This is a genomic window from Kaistella sp. (assembly GCF_049588135.1).
GTDB lineage: Bacteria > Bacteroidota > Bacteroidia > Flavobacteriales > Weeksellaceae > Kaistella.
Genome location: NZ_JBAVFG010000016.1, coordinates 1 through 14963, shown reverse-complemented (window position 1 = coordinate 14963; position 14963 = coordinate 1). Strand labels below are relative to the sequence as shown.

12 protein-coding genes and 1 pseudogene are annotated in these 14963 nt (G+C 35.4%); 6 read left to right on the top strand and 7 right to left on the bottom strand.

Annotated features, from left to right (window positions below; translation table 11 throughout):
• Positions 1 to 899 precede the first annotated feature (899 nt).
• Positions 900 to 2837 (top strand): alpha/beta fold hydrolase, encoded by a 1938-nt coding sequence (locus WBY99_RS01220; RefSeq protein WP_423974527.1) that lies wholly within the window; start codon positions 900 to 902, stop codon positions 2835 to 2837.
• Positions 2838 to 2915: 78 nt separating this feature from the next.
• On the top strand, positions 2916 to 3722 hold the full coding sequence (locus WBY99_RS01215; protein WP_423974526.1) for a patatin-like phospholipase family protein: 807 nt from the start codon (positions 2916 to 2918) through the stop codon (positions 3720 to 3722).
• Here WBY99_RS01215 and WBY99_RS01210 read toward each other — a convergent pair.
• The 6 genes from WBY99_RS01210 to WBY99_RS01185 all read right to left on the bottom strand — a co-directional run bounded on the left by WBY99_RS01210 (position 3685) and on the right by WBY99_RS01185 (position 9198).
• Complete coding sequence (locus WBY99_RS01210) at positions 3685 to 4038, bottom strand: diacylglycerol kinase family protein (RefSeq protein WP_423974525.1); 354 nt, start codon at positions 4036 to 4038, stop codon at positions 3685 to 3687. The genes WBY99_RS01215 and WBY99_RS01210 overlap by 38 nt on opposite strands.
• Positions 4038 to 5402: a M20/M25/M40 family metallo-hydrolase gene (locus tag WBY99_RS01205; RefSeq protein WP_423974524.1), complete on the bottom strand. Its 1365-nt coding sequence runs from the start codon at positions 5400 to 5402 to the stop codon at positions 4038 to 4040. The genes WBY99_RS01210 and WBY99_RS01205 overlap by 1 nt, the downstream gene beginning before the upstream one ends.
• Before the next feature lie 56 nt (positions 5403 to 5458).
• Positions 5459 to 6703, bottom strand: coding sequence for a DUF1015 domain-containing protein (locus WBY99_RS01200; protein ID WP_423974523.1), 1245 nt, complete (start codon positions 6701 to 6703; stop codon positions 5459 to 5461).
• Positions 6704 to 6706: 3 nt separating this feature from the next.
• Complete coding sequence (locus tag WBY99_RS01195) at positions 6707 to 7669, bottom strand: D-2-hydroxyacid dehydrogenase (protein WP_423974522.1); 963 nt, start codon at positions 7667 to 7669, stop codon at positions 6707 to 6709.
• The gene (gene serC / locus WBY99_RS01190) at positions 7670 to 8734 is read right to left on the bottom strand and encodes a 3-phosphoserine/phosphohydroxythreonine transaminase (RefSeq protein ID WP_423974521.1); all 1065 of its coding nucleotides are present in this window, start codon (positions 8732 to 8734) and stop codon (positions 7670 to 7672) included.
• A 113-nt stretch (positions 8735 to 8847) separates the two neighbouring features.
• Positions 8848 to 9198 carry a 4Fe-4S binding protein gene (locus tag WBY99_RS01185; protein WP_423974520.1) on the bottom strand — a complete coding sequence of 117 codons (351 nt, stop codon included), beginning with the start codon at positions 9196 to 9198 and terminating at the stop codon, positions 8848 to 8850.
• A gap of 59 nt (positions 9199 to 9257) precedes the next feature.
• Here WBY99_RS01185 and WBY99_RS01180 point away from each other — a divergent pair, with 59 nt between their 5' ends.
• Both WBY99_RS01180 and WBY99_RS01175 read left to right on the top strand, forming a co-directional pair.
• Entirely contained in the window at positions 9258 to 10292 is a 1035-nt protein-coding gene (locus WBY99_RS01180; RefSeq protein WP_423974519.1) for an acyl-CoA reductase, read from the top strand.
• Between the two features lie 33 nt (positions 10293 to 10325).
• Positions 10326 to 11012: a Bax inhibitor-1/YccA family protein gene (locus WBY99_RS01175; RefSeq protein WP_423974518.1), complete on the top strand. Its 687-nt coding sequence runs from the start codon at positions 10326 to 10328 to the stop codon at positions 11010 to 11012.
• 212 nt (positions 11013 to 11224) lie between these two features.
• Here WBY99_RS01175 and WBY99_RS01170 read toward each other — a convergent pair whose 3' ends face one another.
• On the bottom strand, positions 11225 to 11539 hold the full coding sequence (locus tag WBY99_RS01170; protein WP_423974517.1) for a DUF4286 family protein: 315 nt from the start codon (positions 11537 to 11539) through the stop codon (positions 11225 to 11227).
• A gap of 147 nt (positions 11540 to 11686) precedes the next feature.
• Here WBY99_RS01170 and gyrA point away from each other — a divergent pair, with 147 nt between their 5' ends.
• Positions 11687 to 14296, top strand: a complete 2610-nt coding sequence (gene gyrA, locus WBY99_RS01165; RefSeq protein ID WP_423974516.1) for a DNA gyrase subunit A — start codon at positions 11687 to 11689, stop codon at positions 14294 to 14296.
• Between the two features lie 30 nt (positions 14297 to 14326).
• Positions 14327 to 14963: pseudogene (locus WBY99_RS01160) on the top strand (hypothetical protein); the annotation flags it as partial.

Below are 14963 nucleotides of genomic sequence, written 5' to 3'. Positions count from 1 at the left end.
TTGCGAGGGTTTTTGTATTATAATGCAGCAATATTTTTCTGTAGATAATCCCCGCTGGCACGAATCCTTTCGTGTGGCCATTGCAATAAGAATTTTTTTTAATTCAATAAATTTTTTTTATATTTATTAAAGAATAATTTTATAGGAGCCGTAACTATAAATTCCATAATCCTGAAGGTTTATATTTTATCAGTTTTGCAGTTGTTGGATGGCTTGATGTGTTTACACGGAATGAATATAAAGATTTATTTTTGGAAAGTATGATATTTTGCCAAAAAGAAAAGGGTTTAGAAATTCATGCTTGGTGCATCATGACGAGTCATATTCATTTGGTTTTTAGAAGGATAAAAGGACAGAAACCGGAATTACTGATTGGCGATTTGAATAGTAATAAGCCGTTGCCAAATGGGAATCTATTTTTAAACATAAAAACAGATTAGATAATGAATACAATAATATTTCTACTTACAGATATAGTATTTTTAACATTGAATTTAATGTTTTTTATTAGATTTTCAAATAAGAAAAAGAGGATTTTAGTTATAATATTATTTTTATTAAATTTAACTTTAATATACTTAATAGGTGAGTTTTTTAATAAACTGCATCAGTACTTTAGAGATAAAAAGATTTATATTGAGACTGGACATGCATCTATTATTGAAATTTTTATTTCATTTATTTTTGTGCTCATTTCAATATTCTTTTTGATTTCAATATTAATAAGAAGTAGGTCGGCTCCGTCCGATAGCGATAAACTTTAATCCCTTAGCTGGTGCGACCCCCCGCTGGCAAAGTCTCTCGACTTTGAGTCGTCACAAACAAAACCACAACTCCAAATTGTGGTTTTTTTAATTCCCAAAAATTCCTATCTTAACATCAAATTATTATATATGCATATGAAATCTTTTATTCCGGTTTTTTTGTTGACTGGAGCCGCATTTTTTGCTCAAACTAAAAACGATATTGTCGTTCCTAATGAGAATTTAATAACGGAGAATATTCCAGCGATCCCGAAAAGTTTAAACGAAAAAATTAAGAAATATTCGGAAAGCAGAGGAGCGAACTTTACCGCAATTCATCCCAACGGAAAAGAGTTGATCATGGTTACCCGATTTGCTTCAACGAATCAACTGCATCATTTGTCCCATCCTTTGGGGAACCGAAAACAGATCACCTTCTTTGATGAACCTGTGAATTCCGCAGATTATGAACCGACAAAAGGAAAGTATTTGGTGTATTCAAAAGATATGGGCGGAAACGAATTCGGTCAGCTTTTTAGATTAGATTTAAACACCATGGAATCCACGCTTCTAACCGATGGCGGAAGATCCCAAAACGGCGGAATGTGTTGGAAGAAAGACGGTTCTGGTTTTTACTTTTCTTCAACCAAAAGAAATGGCGGCGACCGGGATATTTATTTTATGAATCCATTAAAACCTGAACAAACCAAATTGATTCTGGAATTGAAAGGGGGCGGCTGGGGAATCAGTGATATTTCAGCAGATGGTAAAAAACTCATCATTAGCGAATACGTTTCAGCGAACGAATCTTATCTGTATTTATTAGATACAGAAACAAAAAAGCTGGAACCAATCACCGATAGAACTGAAAAACAGATCGTTCAAAGCAGTGCGAAATTTGCTAAGAATTCAGATGAGATTTACTTTGTCACCGACCGTGATAACGAGTTTGACCGCTTGGCTTTGATGAATTTAAAAACAAAAAAAATCACCTACTTTACCACTGACATTCCCTGGGAAGTTTCTGATTATACTTTATCCAAAGACCAATCCAAAATTGCTTTTGAAACCAATGAAAGTGGTTTGAACAAGTTGTATTTAATGGATACTGCAACCAAAAAATATTCAGAAATAAAAGGTTTACCAGTTGGTTTAATCAATAATATTGAATTTACGGACGACGGAAAATCGCTCTTTTTCTCGCAATCAACTTATGATTCTTCCTCTGATATTTACCGCCTGGATTTAGCCTCGAAAAATATCGAAAGATGGACAGACAGCGAACAGGGAGAAATGCAGAAAAGCGATATGGCACATCCCAAACTCATCGAATGGACGAGTTTTGACAAAATGAAAATCACCGGATTCTATTATCCTGCTTCCAAGAAATTTACAGGAAAAAGACCGGTGTTGATTAATATTCATGGCGGACCGGAAGGTCAGTCGATGGCGTCTTCTTTAGGGGCAAATAATTATTATACCAATGAAATGGGCGTTGCTTTAATTTATCCGAATGTTCGTGGATCTTCTGGTTTTGGCAAAACCTATATCGCGTCTGACAACGGTTTCAACAGAATGAATTCGGTACAGGATATCGGTGCTTTATTGGATTGGATCGCAAAACAACCGGAACTAGATAAGGACAGAATTATGATTATGGGTGGAAGTTACGGCGGTTTCATGACTTTGGCTACGGCTTATGAATATGCAGACAGAATCAGATGTTCGGTCGACATCGTAGGAATTTCTGACTTTAATACCTTTCTGAAAAATACCGAAGAATACCGGCGTGATCTAAGAAGAGTAGAATATGGAGACGAACGTGATCCGAAAATGAGTGCATTTTTTACGAAGATTGCCCCTCTAAATAATACGGATAAAATTAAAAAACCAATGTTCATTATCCAGGGAACCAACGATCCAAGAGTTCCGGTGACGGAGGCGATGCAGATGCGTGATAAATTAAAAGCGCAGGGAAATACGGTTTGGTATTTAGAAGCTAAAAATGAAGGTCACGGTTTCCGTAAAAAAGAAAATGTAGATTTTCAAAGATTAGCGGTGATTAAATTTATGCAGGAATACCTTTTAAAATAGAAACTTTCCATTTTTAATTTCTCTACAAAACCACGGCTTTGGCTTGTGGTTTTGTTTTTTTTTTATTACCTTTTCTTTATGAAAAAATTTAAACTCGGACTCGTTCTTTCCGGCGGAGGAACAAGAGGAGTCGCTCATGCAGGAGCATTAAAGTTTTTGGCAGAAAAAAAAATTAAACCAGATATTTTGGCTTGTTGCAGTGCTGGTTCTATTGTTGGTGCGCTGTACGCAATCGGTAAAACACCGCAGGAAATCCTAGCTTTTTTTAAGTCGGTTTATTTTTTTAATTGGCGTCATTTTACTTTTAATAAACCTGGATTTCTTTCTTCGTTAGTTTTTTCAGATTATCTAACGCCAATTTTTGAAAACATGACGATAAGTGATTTGGAAGTAGATGTTAGAATTATTGCAACCGAACTGGTTTCTGGGGAACAGAAAATATTCAAGGGAAAAAATAAAGTTGTAGATGCGGTTATCGCTTCATGTTCTATCCCCGGAATTACGGTTCCTTATATTGTTGGTGACGAAATGTACAGCGATGGTGGAGTTTTGAATAATTTCCCTGCAGACATTATTCATCAGGATTGTGAGAAGCTGATTGGCGTTTATGTTTCGCCTGTTCAGGATGTAAAGATTGAAGATCTGCAATCTATAAAAGCGGTTACAACGAGAGCTTATGAATTAATGTCTCACCGTACAGAAATTCATAAATTTTCGTATTGTGATTGGATTATCACGTCTAAAAAATTAGCGAGTTATGGCACTTTCGAAAGAAATGCAAGTCGCTTAGAAGAAATATTTGAAATCGGTTATCAAGCAGCGAAAATTTCTTATGATGAGACGATGTTTAAAAAAGATATTTTGAATAAATCAAAACACCTATAACAACGGAAGCAATTGCCATTAAGAATACGGATCCTGCCGCAATATCTTTAATAATTTTTATTCTTTCATCGTAATCGGGCTGTATCATATCACCTATTTTTTCGACGCAGGTATTCAGAATTTCTAAACTTAAAACCGAGAAGGAAACCACTAAAATAATAGCAGCTTCCATCTCAGTAATTTTTAAATAAACAATTAGAAATAGATTAAAGATTAGCGCCAAAACTTCTATCTGAAAATTGCGTTCAGACTTTAGCATCCAAATTAATCCCTTAATTGCATTCCAAAAACTTCTATGAATAGGAGGTTTTCTCATTACCAGTTTTTATCGACCATATAAATTAACTGTCCCATTGCAGACGCTCCTAATAATAATTCTCTGCGATTTACTTTATCGAAAGTATCTTCGTTGGAATGATGAATATCGAAATATCTTTGTGAATCGGGAATGAGTTCTGCCAAAGGAACGCCGAGTTTTTCCATCGGTTCAATATCGGTTCCTGCATATTGCATCTCAAAATTATGAATGCCGTACGGTAAAAAAAGATTTCTCCAAGATTGAATTTCTTTTCTTTTTTCAGGACTCATAACCAAACCAAAACCGCGCGGTGTAAAACCACCACCATCACTTTCGATGGCGAATAGATGTTTTTCGTTATTTTTTTTAATATTTTTGGCATATTGATTCCCTCCTCGAACGCCGTTTTCTTCGTTGGCAAAACAAACTACTCGAATCGTGTGGTTATTATTAATTCCTAATTTTTTGAAAGTTCTCAGAACTTCGATACTTTGAACAATTCCGGCACCGTCGTCTTGCGCTCCTTCGCCCACGTCCCAAGAATCCAAATGCCCACCGACCACAATGACGCTATGATCTTTCTTTCCTGTAATTTCTCCAATCACTGAATAGGTGAGTTTGTCGCCTTTCATGGTTGCATTCGAGTTTAATTTGGCGATTACTTTTTGAGTCTTTAAAGTTTTTTCTAACTCATCAGCACTTTTTGGTCCAATAGCAACAGCCGGAATTTTTGCGGAATCGTCTTCGTCGTAACGCATCGCACCAGTATGCGGAACATCATCTAAAGCTGAAGAAAGCGAGCGAATAATTACGGCTTTTGCTCCTCTTTTTCCTGCCCAAGAAGCTGCAGAACGACGATAGATTCCAGCATCACCATAAGCTTGTCCGGTAGTAATAAATTTTTGATTAAAGGCATAATTAAAGAATATAATTTTCCCTTTTATTGCAGCATCAGGAAGTTTGTCAAATTCTTCTTTATTCTTTACAAAGACGATTTCTGCTTCTATATCTTTCCCTTTTGTACCTTCAGAATTTCCTAAAGAAAGCATTCTCAAAGTTTTCCATTTGCCGTTTCCTTCTTTTATTTGAAGCGATTCTTTGCCGCGTTCCCAAACAGGAACCATCACTTCTTCTTTCCAAACTTTATCTGCACCAGCTTCTTTTAATTTTAGTACCGCCCAATCTGTAGCTTTTTCATACGCTTCAGAACCGCTTAAACGATGACCGATATTTTGAGTTAAATCTCGCAAATTTTCGTATGCTGTACCATTAACCAATATTTCATCTGAAATGTTTTTGAATTGAATGGAATCAGCGTTTGTTTGTGCAAATAAAAATCCGCCCAAAAAGAGCGGAAGTATTTTAATAATAGAATGTTTCATAAGGTTTCAAAATTGATAGACTCAAATTTAGAAAAAAATATTAACAAAAAGTAAAGTTATTGCTTCATATCATACATTATTAATGCAGTTACCAATTTCGGTTCGATATAAGTACATTTTGGAGGCATGATAATCTTGTTATCGGAAATCTTTAATAAATCATTAAAACTGACAGGATAAATTCCGAATCCTACTTTGAATTCACCTGAATCAACATGTTCTTTGATGGTTTTAATTCCTTCGATATTGGAACTTCCTTTGATGTAAGTTATTTTCTCGGTTGTTTTTGCATCATCAATTCCTAAAATATCTTTAAAAATATATTCTTCTAATAAATAATGATCAAGATCATTCATTTCTCCTTGTTGCTTTCGTAAATCATGTTTTACATGGAGGGAATAGAATTTTCCACCCAGATACATTGAAATGTGGAATTTCTGGGAAGGATAATAGGGTTCTTTTCCTTTTTCATGAATTAAGAAATTCTTTTCAATTTTTTTAATGAATTTCTTTTCACTCAATCCATTTAAATCACTCAAAAGTCGATTATAATCATGAATCTTTATCGATTGATTTGAAACAATGAAACTAAAGACATAGTTATAATGTTCAGTTCCTGTATGTTTTTTATTTTTTTTCTTTTGATTTTCTGCGTTGAGTGCGGCGGATCCAATTCTGTGGTGACCATCGGCAATGTAGAACGAATCAATCTGCTCTAAAACTTCTTTAAATTGAAGCATCTTCAAGCGATTATCAATCTTCCAAACCTTGTGTCTGATTCCATTGTCATCGAGGTAGTTAAGAATAGGGACATTCTTTTCCTCATGATTCATGAGCATTTCTACTTTCGGATTTGCCAAGTAAGTGAGCAAAACGGGTTCTGCTTGGATATTCACTTTATCCAGATAATGAGCCAGTTTTTCTTTTCTGTAGGTGAGCGTAGATTCGTGTTTTTTTATTTTTCCATTTCTAAAATCTTCTACACTTACCAAGCCTAAAAGGCCTCGGAATACTGTTTTATTAGGCAAGATTTGTTCATATAAATAATAGGACGAATTATCTTGCAATAATTTCCGATCATCTAAAAGCTCTTCAAAATTGGTTCTGATTTTTCGAAGGTTTCGGTCGATATCTTTTGATTTGCTTACCACATAGGGTTTGATCATCTGAATATAAGAAGAATCCATTTGAGATTTTTTATTAATCTCGTCTTGAGAGTAATTATCCAAAGGGTGTGTTGGGAAAATATCTACGTAATCTTCACTTGGTCGAATTCCTCGAAATGGTTTAAATGTTGGCATATCCTACTGTAGTTTCTTTTTAATTTCAATAATTTGTTCCGCAAGTTCTCTGCCGATTTTTTGTTGGGCATCTTGGGTGTTCCCAGCTAAATGCGGTGACAGAGACAAATTAGGATTCATTAAAAGAGCAAGTTCAGGGCTTGGTTCATTTTCAAAAACATCAAGAGCGGCTCCTGCAACTTTTCCGCTTTCGATGGCATCCAGTAAGGTAACTTCATTGATGACACCGCCTCTTGCAGTGTTGACGATAAAAACGCCGTCTTTCATTTTTTCAAACTGTGGGGTATCTAAAAGATAGTCCTCTGTTTTCGGTGTATTAATGGTTAGGAAATCCAAATCGCTAAGGAATTGATCCATATCTGTTTCAGAAGAAATTTCGAAATGCAGTTTTTGTCCGTCAAAAAAGTCTAAAGTAACTTTTTCGGTTTTCGGTTTTCTTGTAAGAACTTTCACTTTCATTCCTAAAGAGATTCCGATTTTCACGACTTCTTTTCCAATACCTCCAAAACCGATTACTCCTAAAGTTTTTCCTTCTAATTCCACCGCGCTTGAAAATGATTTTTTCAATGCTTTGAAATGAGTTTCACCTTCTAAGGGCATTAATCTATTGGATTCGTGTAGGAATCTCGCCAAAGAAAAGAAGTGGGCGAAAACCATTTCTGCCACAGAACGAGAAGATGCTTTCGGGGTATTGATAACATAAATTCCTTTTTCAATCGCGTGTTCTACATCGATATTATCCATACCAACGCCGCCACGACCGATGATTTTCAAACCAGGGCAAGCGTCGATTAAATCTCTTTTTACTTTTGTAGCGCTTCGTACCAATAAAACATCTACTTTATTTTCATTAATGAAATTAATGAGATGTTCCTGTGAAACTTTGGTTTCCAGAATTTCGATTCCTGCCTCTTTCAGCAGTTGTTCTCCGGCTTTTGAAATACCGTCATTAGCAAGAACTATCATTTATTTTAAATTTTGCATTACATCCACTAAAACCTGAACACTCTCGATTGGCAATGCGTTGTACAAACTCGCACGGTAACCTCCTAAACTTCTGTGACCATTCAAACCATTGATCCCAGCAGCTTTCCAGGCGTTATCGAATTCTTCTTTTTTACTTTCATCGACTAATTTAAAAGAGACGTTCATTAACGAACGATCTTCTTTTACGCAAAACGTTTCAAATAACGGATTACGGTCAATTTCAGCATATAATAATTTTGCTTTTGCTTCATTTCTTATTTCTGCCGCAGCGATTCCACCATTTTTTTCTAAATGTTGTAATGTTAAAAGCGAAGCATAAACTGGGAACACTGGCGGCGTATTATACATTGATTCTTTAGCAATGTGTAAAGAATAATCCAACATTGAAGGAATATCTCTTCCCGTTTTGCCTAAAATTTCTTTTTTCACTACTACCAAAGTTGTTCCTGCCGGACCCATATTTTTCTGAGCTCCTGCATAAATTAAGTCAAATTGTGAAAAATCTATCACTCTTGAGAAAATATCAGAACTCATATCACAAACCATCAACGGATCTACTTTCGGGAATGTTCTCATTTGAGTTCCGTAAATTGTATTGTTAGAAGTGCAATGAAAATAATCATATTCGTTTCCTACTTGATAACCTTTCGGGATGAAAGAATAATTTTCTTCTTTCGAAGACCCAACAATATCAACTGTTCCTAATTTTTTAGCTTCTTTAATTGCTCCTGCAGCCCAGGTGCCGGTGTCTAAATAAGCCGCTTTTCCGTTTTCTGATTTCATTAAATTAAAAGGAACCATTGCAAACTGCAAACTGGCGCCACCACCTAAATATAAAACTTCGTACTCATCGCCGAGGTTCATCAGTCTTTTTACGATCGCTCTAGCTTCATCCATTACCGCTACGAAATCCTTGCTGCGATGAGAAATTTCTAAAATCGATAATCCGCTTCCGTTAAAATCGAGAATCGCTTCAGCAGATTTCCGGAAAACTTCTTGAGGTAAAATGCATGGTCCTGCACTGAAATTGTGTTTTTTGCTCATACTTTTGATTTTTTTAAGAACTCGATCGGCAGCGAAGTCGTTGATATTCTTGAATGATATTGGTGTTAAATATGAAAAAAAAACGCCCACAATTTATTTGTGAGCGAGTTTAATTATTCTCCGTGTAAAAAGGCTTTTTTCTCGAGTAAACTTTCCTCTGATTCCACATGGTCTTCATCAGGAATACAGCAATCAACAGGGCAAACTGCCGCACATTGAGGTTCTTCGTGGAAGCCGATACATTCGGTACATTTATCGGTGACAATGAAATAAACATCGTCGCTTACGGGTTCTTGTGGATCATCAGCGTCAACAGATAAACCTGATTTCAAAACTACTTTTCCTTTTAGGGCAGTTCCATCTGATGCTTTCCAATCTACCGCGCCTTCATAGATCGCGTTGTTCGGACATTCCGGCTCACAAGCGCCACAATTAATACATTCGTCTGTTATTTTAATAGCCATTGCTACTTATTTTTTTAAATTTGTACAAAATTACTAAAAATCCCTCAATTTCCCATACAATGAACGTAGAAAAACAAATTTCAGGACTTTGTAAATTAAGCATTTATATTAAAGAATTTCTTAAAAAAAATCCTGATAATTTTAATGAAGATGATATGAATTTTTCTGCCGTTTTGAGAAAATCGGAAATTGAAAATTCGTGGTTTACGATTGAAAATCAAAAATTCGCCTTAAATCAATGGGCGGATTTGCTCACTGAAAATAATATTAAAAAATGGCTTTCGAAATACCAAGTTTCGAAATTTCCTAAAAAAGTAGGATTAATTTTAGCGGGAAATATCCCAATGGTAGGATTTCATGATGTAATTTCAGTAATTTTAAGTCAACATATTCCCAAGATTAAGTTGTCTTCTAAAGATAAAACGATGTTGCCTTTTTTATTAAATAAATGGAATGAGTTTTCTGAAGGAAATATTCCATTTGAATTCGTTGAAAGATTAACAGATTTTGATGCAGTAATAGCTACAGGAAGTAATAATACAGCGAGATATCTGGAGTATTATTTTAAAGATTCATTAAGTATTATTCGTAAAAACAGAACTTCGGTCGCTATTCTAAAAGGGGATGAAACGGAAGCTGAATTGCAACTTTTGGCAGAAGATATTTTCAGATATTTTGGGCTTGGTTGCCGAAATGTGACACGGATTTTTATTCCGCAAGATTTTTTAATCGATCAAATATTCGAAAGCTTTTTGAATTTTAAAGACGTCATTAATCATCATAAATACGCCAATAATTACGAATACAATCGTGCAATTTATTTATTGAATGCTGAGCGTTTTTGGGATAATAATTTCGTGATGCTCAAAGAAGATGACGCTTTGTTCTCCCCACTTTCTGTGCTGAATTTTAGTCGATACAGTGATATTAATGAAGTGCAAAGTTTCATTAATGAAAATAAAAACGACATCCAGGCAATTGTTGCAAAACCTGAATTGGGATTTGATTCTATAAATTTCGGTGAGGCGCAAAATCCGGGCTTAGATACTTATGCGGACGATGTGGATACGATGGAGTTTTTAAGTTTAATATAATTTTTTCTATATTCGTTATTAAATTAATAAAAAATGAATTCATCTGTCGTTATTTCTCACGCCGCTGCCTCTGAAAGAGCTGAATTTTACAAAAAAACATATGCCCATGTTGCCATGGCGATTTTGGCATTTATCATTGTTGAAAGTTTCCTTTTGAAGATTATTCCTGAAGAATTAATTCTGAAAATGTTGGGTGGTCGATTTATTTGGCTCGGGATTTTAGGATTGTTTTGGCTCGGTTCTTATGTATCCGAAAAATGGACTTTATCACAAAGCAAAACAGTACAATATGCAGGTTTAGGATTTTATGTGCTTTTAGAAGCGGTTATCTTTTTGCCACTAATTTATATTGCCGCCAGTTATTCAGGTATTGAAATTATTCAACAGGCGGGATTGATTACTTTGGCGCTTTTTGTTGGATTAACTGCGGTTGTTTTTATGACCAATAAAGATTTTTCTTTTTTAAGAACCGCAATAGTGGTAGGAGGATTTATTTCTTTAGGATTGATTGTTGCTGGTGCTATTTTTGGTTTCAATCTGGGACTTTGGTTTTCGGTAGGAATGGTCATTCTAGCAGGAGCAAGTATTTTGTACCAAACAAGTAAGTTAAAGGATGGGTATTCTACCGATCAGTATGTTGGCGCTGCGCTGCTTTTGTTTTCTTCGGTAATGTTGTTGTTTTGGTATGTCTTAAGAATTTTAATGTCCAGAAAGAGCTAAAATATCGATTCAGATAGAGGAATTAAATAAAATCACTTTTTGAAATAAAATGAACCCCCAAATACGATATTTGGGGGTTTTAATTGATGAGTTGTTTTAAAAATAATAACTTCTTAAATTGATGAAAATAAATCAAAAAAAACAGCTCTTTAATGGCTTTAAAAATCTCAAAAAAGGGATGGTTTACTTTCTTAGCTTTAAATTAGAACGCTTTAAAATCTCGATTTTTTCGGATTCAAATAGGTTTTAAAAATCATTATGTTTTGGCCAAATTCTTTTTGAACTCTCTCGGTAATATTGGTTAATTCGATTTCTATGAAATCCTGGCGTTTTTCATCGTTTTCAAAAATCAAAAGAAGGTTCGTGTTTTTGCCTTCTGAGATCATATCGCTTTCAACTTCAGAAAGGATGTACTTTTCGGCATCGATTAAATTTTCAACCATTTGATGAAGGTCGTTTTCCAAGTAATGATTCCACTCTTTATTAATGCTTTCGGTGGTGTGGAAGGTAATGCTTAAAACACTCATTATTTTTAACTTTTTTTATGATTTTATGAAGAAATTAAAGCGCAAAAATCGGTATTTTTTTCGTAAATTAGCACGTTATTAAAATCAGAATTATAAGAAAGATCAAGTGTAGATATAACTGCTTGATTTTCATTTTATTAAAATATTATGCATACAGAAGGAGAAAGGTTAATTCCTATCAACATTGTTGATGAAATGAAATCCTCTTATATCGATTATTCGATGTCGGTAATTGTTTCCAGAGCGTTACCCGATGTAAGAGATGGCTTGAAGCCGGTTCACAGAAGAGTTCTTTACGGAATGTACGGATTGAACGTTTTTTCAAACAGAAAACATTTAAAATCAGCGAGGATCGTAGGAGATGTTCTCGGTAAGTATCACCCACACGGTGATACCTCTGTTTATGATGCGATGGTAAGAATGGCGCAGCCGTGGAGTTTGCGTTATCCTCAGGTAGACGGACAAGGTAACTTTGGTTCTGTAGATGGTGATCCGCCAGCAGCAATGCGTTATACTGAAGCAAGATTGAAAAAGATTTCTGATGAAATATTAGCAGATCTTGATAAAGATACCGTAGATTTTCAGAATAACTTTGATGATTCCATGACGGAGCCTACCGTTATGCCAACGAAAATCCCAAACCTTTTGGTGAACGGAACTTCTGGTATTGCTGTAGGGATGGCGACCAATATGGCGCCGCATAACTTAACGGAGTCAATTGATGCAATCTGCGCCTACATCGATAATCCAGAAATTACGATTGATGAGTTGATGAAGCACATCATCGCACCAGATTTTCCAACAGGTGGAATTATTTATGGGTACGATGGCGTTCGTGATGCATTACACACGGGTCGTGGTAGAGTTGTTCTTCGTGCAAAAGTAGGTTTTGAAGAAATTGGTAATAGAAATGCCATTATCGTTACCGAAATTCCTTATCAAGTCAACAAAGCAGACATGATTGCCAGAACTGCAGAATTGGTGAAAGATGAAAAAATCCCAGGAATCTATGAAATCCGTGATGAGTCTGACAGACAAGGAATGCGTGTTGTTTACGAACTTAAAAATGATGCGATACCAAATGTAGTATTGAATATGCTTTATAAATATACAGCATTACAAACTTCATTCAGTGTTAATAATATTGCCTTGGTTAAAGGCCGTCCGGTACAGTTAAATGTGAAGGATTTAATTCTTCATTTCGTAGAACACAGACATGAAGTTATTGTTCGAAGAACAAAATATGATCTAAGAAAAGCCAGAGAAAGAGCGCATATTCTTGAAGGTTTCATGAAAGTGATTGGGACACAAGATTCTCTTGATAAAGCCATCGCAATTATTCGCCACAGTTCAAATCCTGCGGAAGCGAAAGATGGTTTGATGACCGAATTCGATCTTTCTGATATTCAGGCACAAGCGATCTTAGATTTAAGATTGGCTCGTTTGACCGGAATGGAACTCGACAAAATTCGTGCAGAATATGAAGAGATCATGGCTTTAATTAATGATTTGGAAGATATTTTGGCTAATGAACCAAGAAGATATCAAATCATCAGAGACGAAATGGTAGACATGAAAGAAAAGTACGGCGACGAAAGACGCACGGAAATTGATTATTCAGGTGGCGAAATGTCAATTGAAGATCTAATTCCAGACGAAAAAGTGGTACTTACGATTTCTCATGCAGGTTATATTAAAAGGACTTCACTTTCAGAATACAAAGTTCAAAGTAGAGGTGGAGTAGGAAACCGTGCCGCAACGACGAGGGATGAAGATTTCTTAGAATATATTGTAGCGGCGACCAATCACCAATATATGCTCTTCTTTACGGAGAAAGGAAAATGTTTCTGGTTAAGAGTATTCGAAATTCCAGAAGGATCGAAAATTTCAAAAGGTAGAGCGGTTCAGAATTTAATCAATATCGAACCTGATGATAAAATTAAAGCCTATATCCGAACCAATGATTTGAAAGATTTGGATTATGTCAATAAAATGAACGTTGTGATGATTACCAAAAACGGAACCATCAAGAAAACTTCATTAGAAGCTTATTCAAGACCAAGAACCAATGGAGTGAATGCCATTGAAATTAGAGATAATGATGAGCTTTTAGGCGCAAGATTAACCGATGGAAATTCGGAAATTATGATTGCCACCAAAAATGGTAAATGTATCCGATTCCCAGAAGAAAAAGCGAGAGCGGTTGGAAGAGGTTCCATTGGTGTTCGTGGTATTACTTTAGATGAGGGTGATGAAGTGATTGGAATGATTGTTGTGAACGATGTGCAGAATGAATCTGTTTTAGTAGTTTCTGAAAAAGGGTACGGGAAAAGGACAGCAGTAGAAGATTACCGGGTAACTAATCGTGGTGGAAAAGGAGTAATTACTTTAAATATTACCGAGAAAACTGGAAATCTTATTGCGATTCAAATGGTAACCGACGAAGATGGGTTAATGATTATCAACAAATCAGGAGTCGCCATTAGAATGGGAATGGATGAAATGCGAGTGATGGGTAGAAATACACAAGGGGTGAAAGTAATCAACTTGAAAAAGAATGACGAAATCGCTGCTATCGCAAAAGTAGAAATGGACAAAGAAGTAATTGTTGAAGAAGCAGAATTAATCGAGGGTGAAGACAATCAAGAAATTCCAGTGATTGAGACAGACTCAACTATTGAGCCAGAAAACAATCAACCAGAAGAAAACGATCAACCAAAGGAAAGTGAAGATTCAGAAGACGAATCTGCAGAATAATAAATCAACCAAATTCTTAATTAAAATAAAATGAAAAAAATATTTTTAAGCGCAGCAATGCTAACAATTGCATTCGCATTTGGACAAAAAAAGGAAATCGCAGCAGCCGTTAAAGCAATTGACGCTGGAGATATCGCTACTACAAATACGCAGATTGCACAAGCAGAAAGCGCTATGGGAAATAAAACCTATCTCTTAGAACCAGCTGTTTTGGAGCAATATTATTATGCTAAAGGATTGGCGCTTTTAAAATCAGGTAAAACTGCAGAAGGTGCTTCTTATTTAGCAAAGATTAATGACCTGTCAAAGAATAAAATCTATGTCGGAAAAGATTCTTCGAAAAACAAAGTATATTACGTTGGAAAAGTTGCGGCTGATGAATCTGGTGTACAAGGTTTAAAGGAAGAGTCTTACAATCCTACTTTAACTTCTAAATTGGGCGGCGCGATTAATCCGGTTATCGAATCTGCAAATAAATCTGCTTTAGAGGCCTATAATGCAAAAAAATATGCTGAGGCTGCTCCTAAATTTCAAGAAGTTTATAACTTGCTGAAAGCTGCGGGACAAGATAATAAAAAGTATTTGTATTATTCGGGATTAACTTATGCACTTGCAGACAAGAAAAAAGAAGCAAGTGAGATTTATATGAATTTGATTGATTCTGGTT

What these genes read in the sequence shown, in the direction of transcription:
- WBY99_RS01210 (WP_423974525.1), bottom strand. Translation starts at nt 4,038, where the DNA reads ATGAGAAAACCTCCTATTCATAGAAGTTTTTGGAATGCAATTAAGGGA.
- WBY99_RS01180 (WP_423974519.1), top strand. Translation starts at nt 9,258, where the DNA reads ATGAACGTAGAAAAACAAATTTCAGGACTTTGTAAATTAAGCATTTAT.
- serC (WP_423974521.1), bottom strand. Translation starts at nt 8,734, where the DNA reads ATGAGCAAAAAACACAATTTCAGTGCAGGACCATGCATTTTACCTCAA.
- gyrA (WP_423974516.1), top strand. Translation starts at nt 11,687, where the DNA reads ATGCATACAGAAGGAGAAAGGTTAATTCCTATCAACATTGTTGATGAA.
- WBY99_RS01205 (WP_423974524.1), bottom strand. Translation starts at nt 5,402, where the DNA reads ATGAAACATTCTATTATTAAAATACTTCCGCTCTTTTTGGGCGGATTT.
- WBY99_RS01175 (WP_423974518.1), top strand. Translation starts at nt 10,326, where the DNA reads ATGAATTCATCTGTCGTTATTTCTCACGCCGCTGCCTCTGAAAGAGCT.
- WBY99_RS01200 (WP_423974523.1), bottom strand. Translation starts at nt 6,703, where the DNA reads ATGCCAACATTTAAACCATTTCGAGGAATTCGACCAAGTGAAGATTAC.
- WBY99_RS01215 (WP_423974526.1), top strand. Translation starts at nt 2,916, where the DNA reads ATGAAAAAATTTAAACTCGGACTCGTTCTTTCCGGCGGAGGAACAAGA.
- WBY99_RS01185 (WP_423974520.1), bottom strand. Translation starts at nt 9,198, where the DNA reads ATGGCTATTAAAATAACAGACGAATGTATTAATTGTGGCGCTTGTGAG.
- WBY99_RS01195 (WP_423974522.1), bottom strand. Translation starts at nt 7,669, where the DNA reads ATGATAGTTCTTGCTAATGACGGTATTTCAAAAGCCGGAGAACAACTG.
- WBY99_RS01220 (WP_423974527.1), top strand. Translation starts at nt 900, where the DNA reads ATGAAATCTTTTATTCCGGTTTTTTTGTTGACTGGAGCCGCATTTTTT.
- WBY99_RS01170 (WP_423974517.1), bottom strand. Translation starts at nt 11,539, where the DNA reads ATGAGTGTTTTAAGCATTACCTTCCACACCACCGAAAGCATTAATAAA.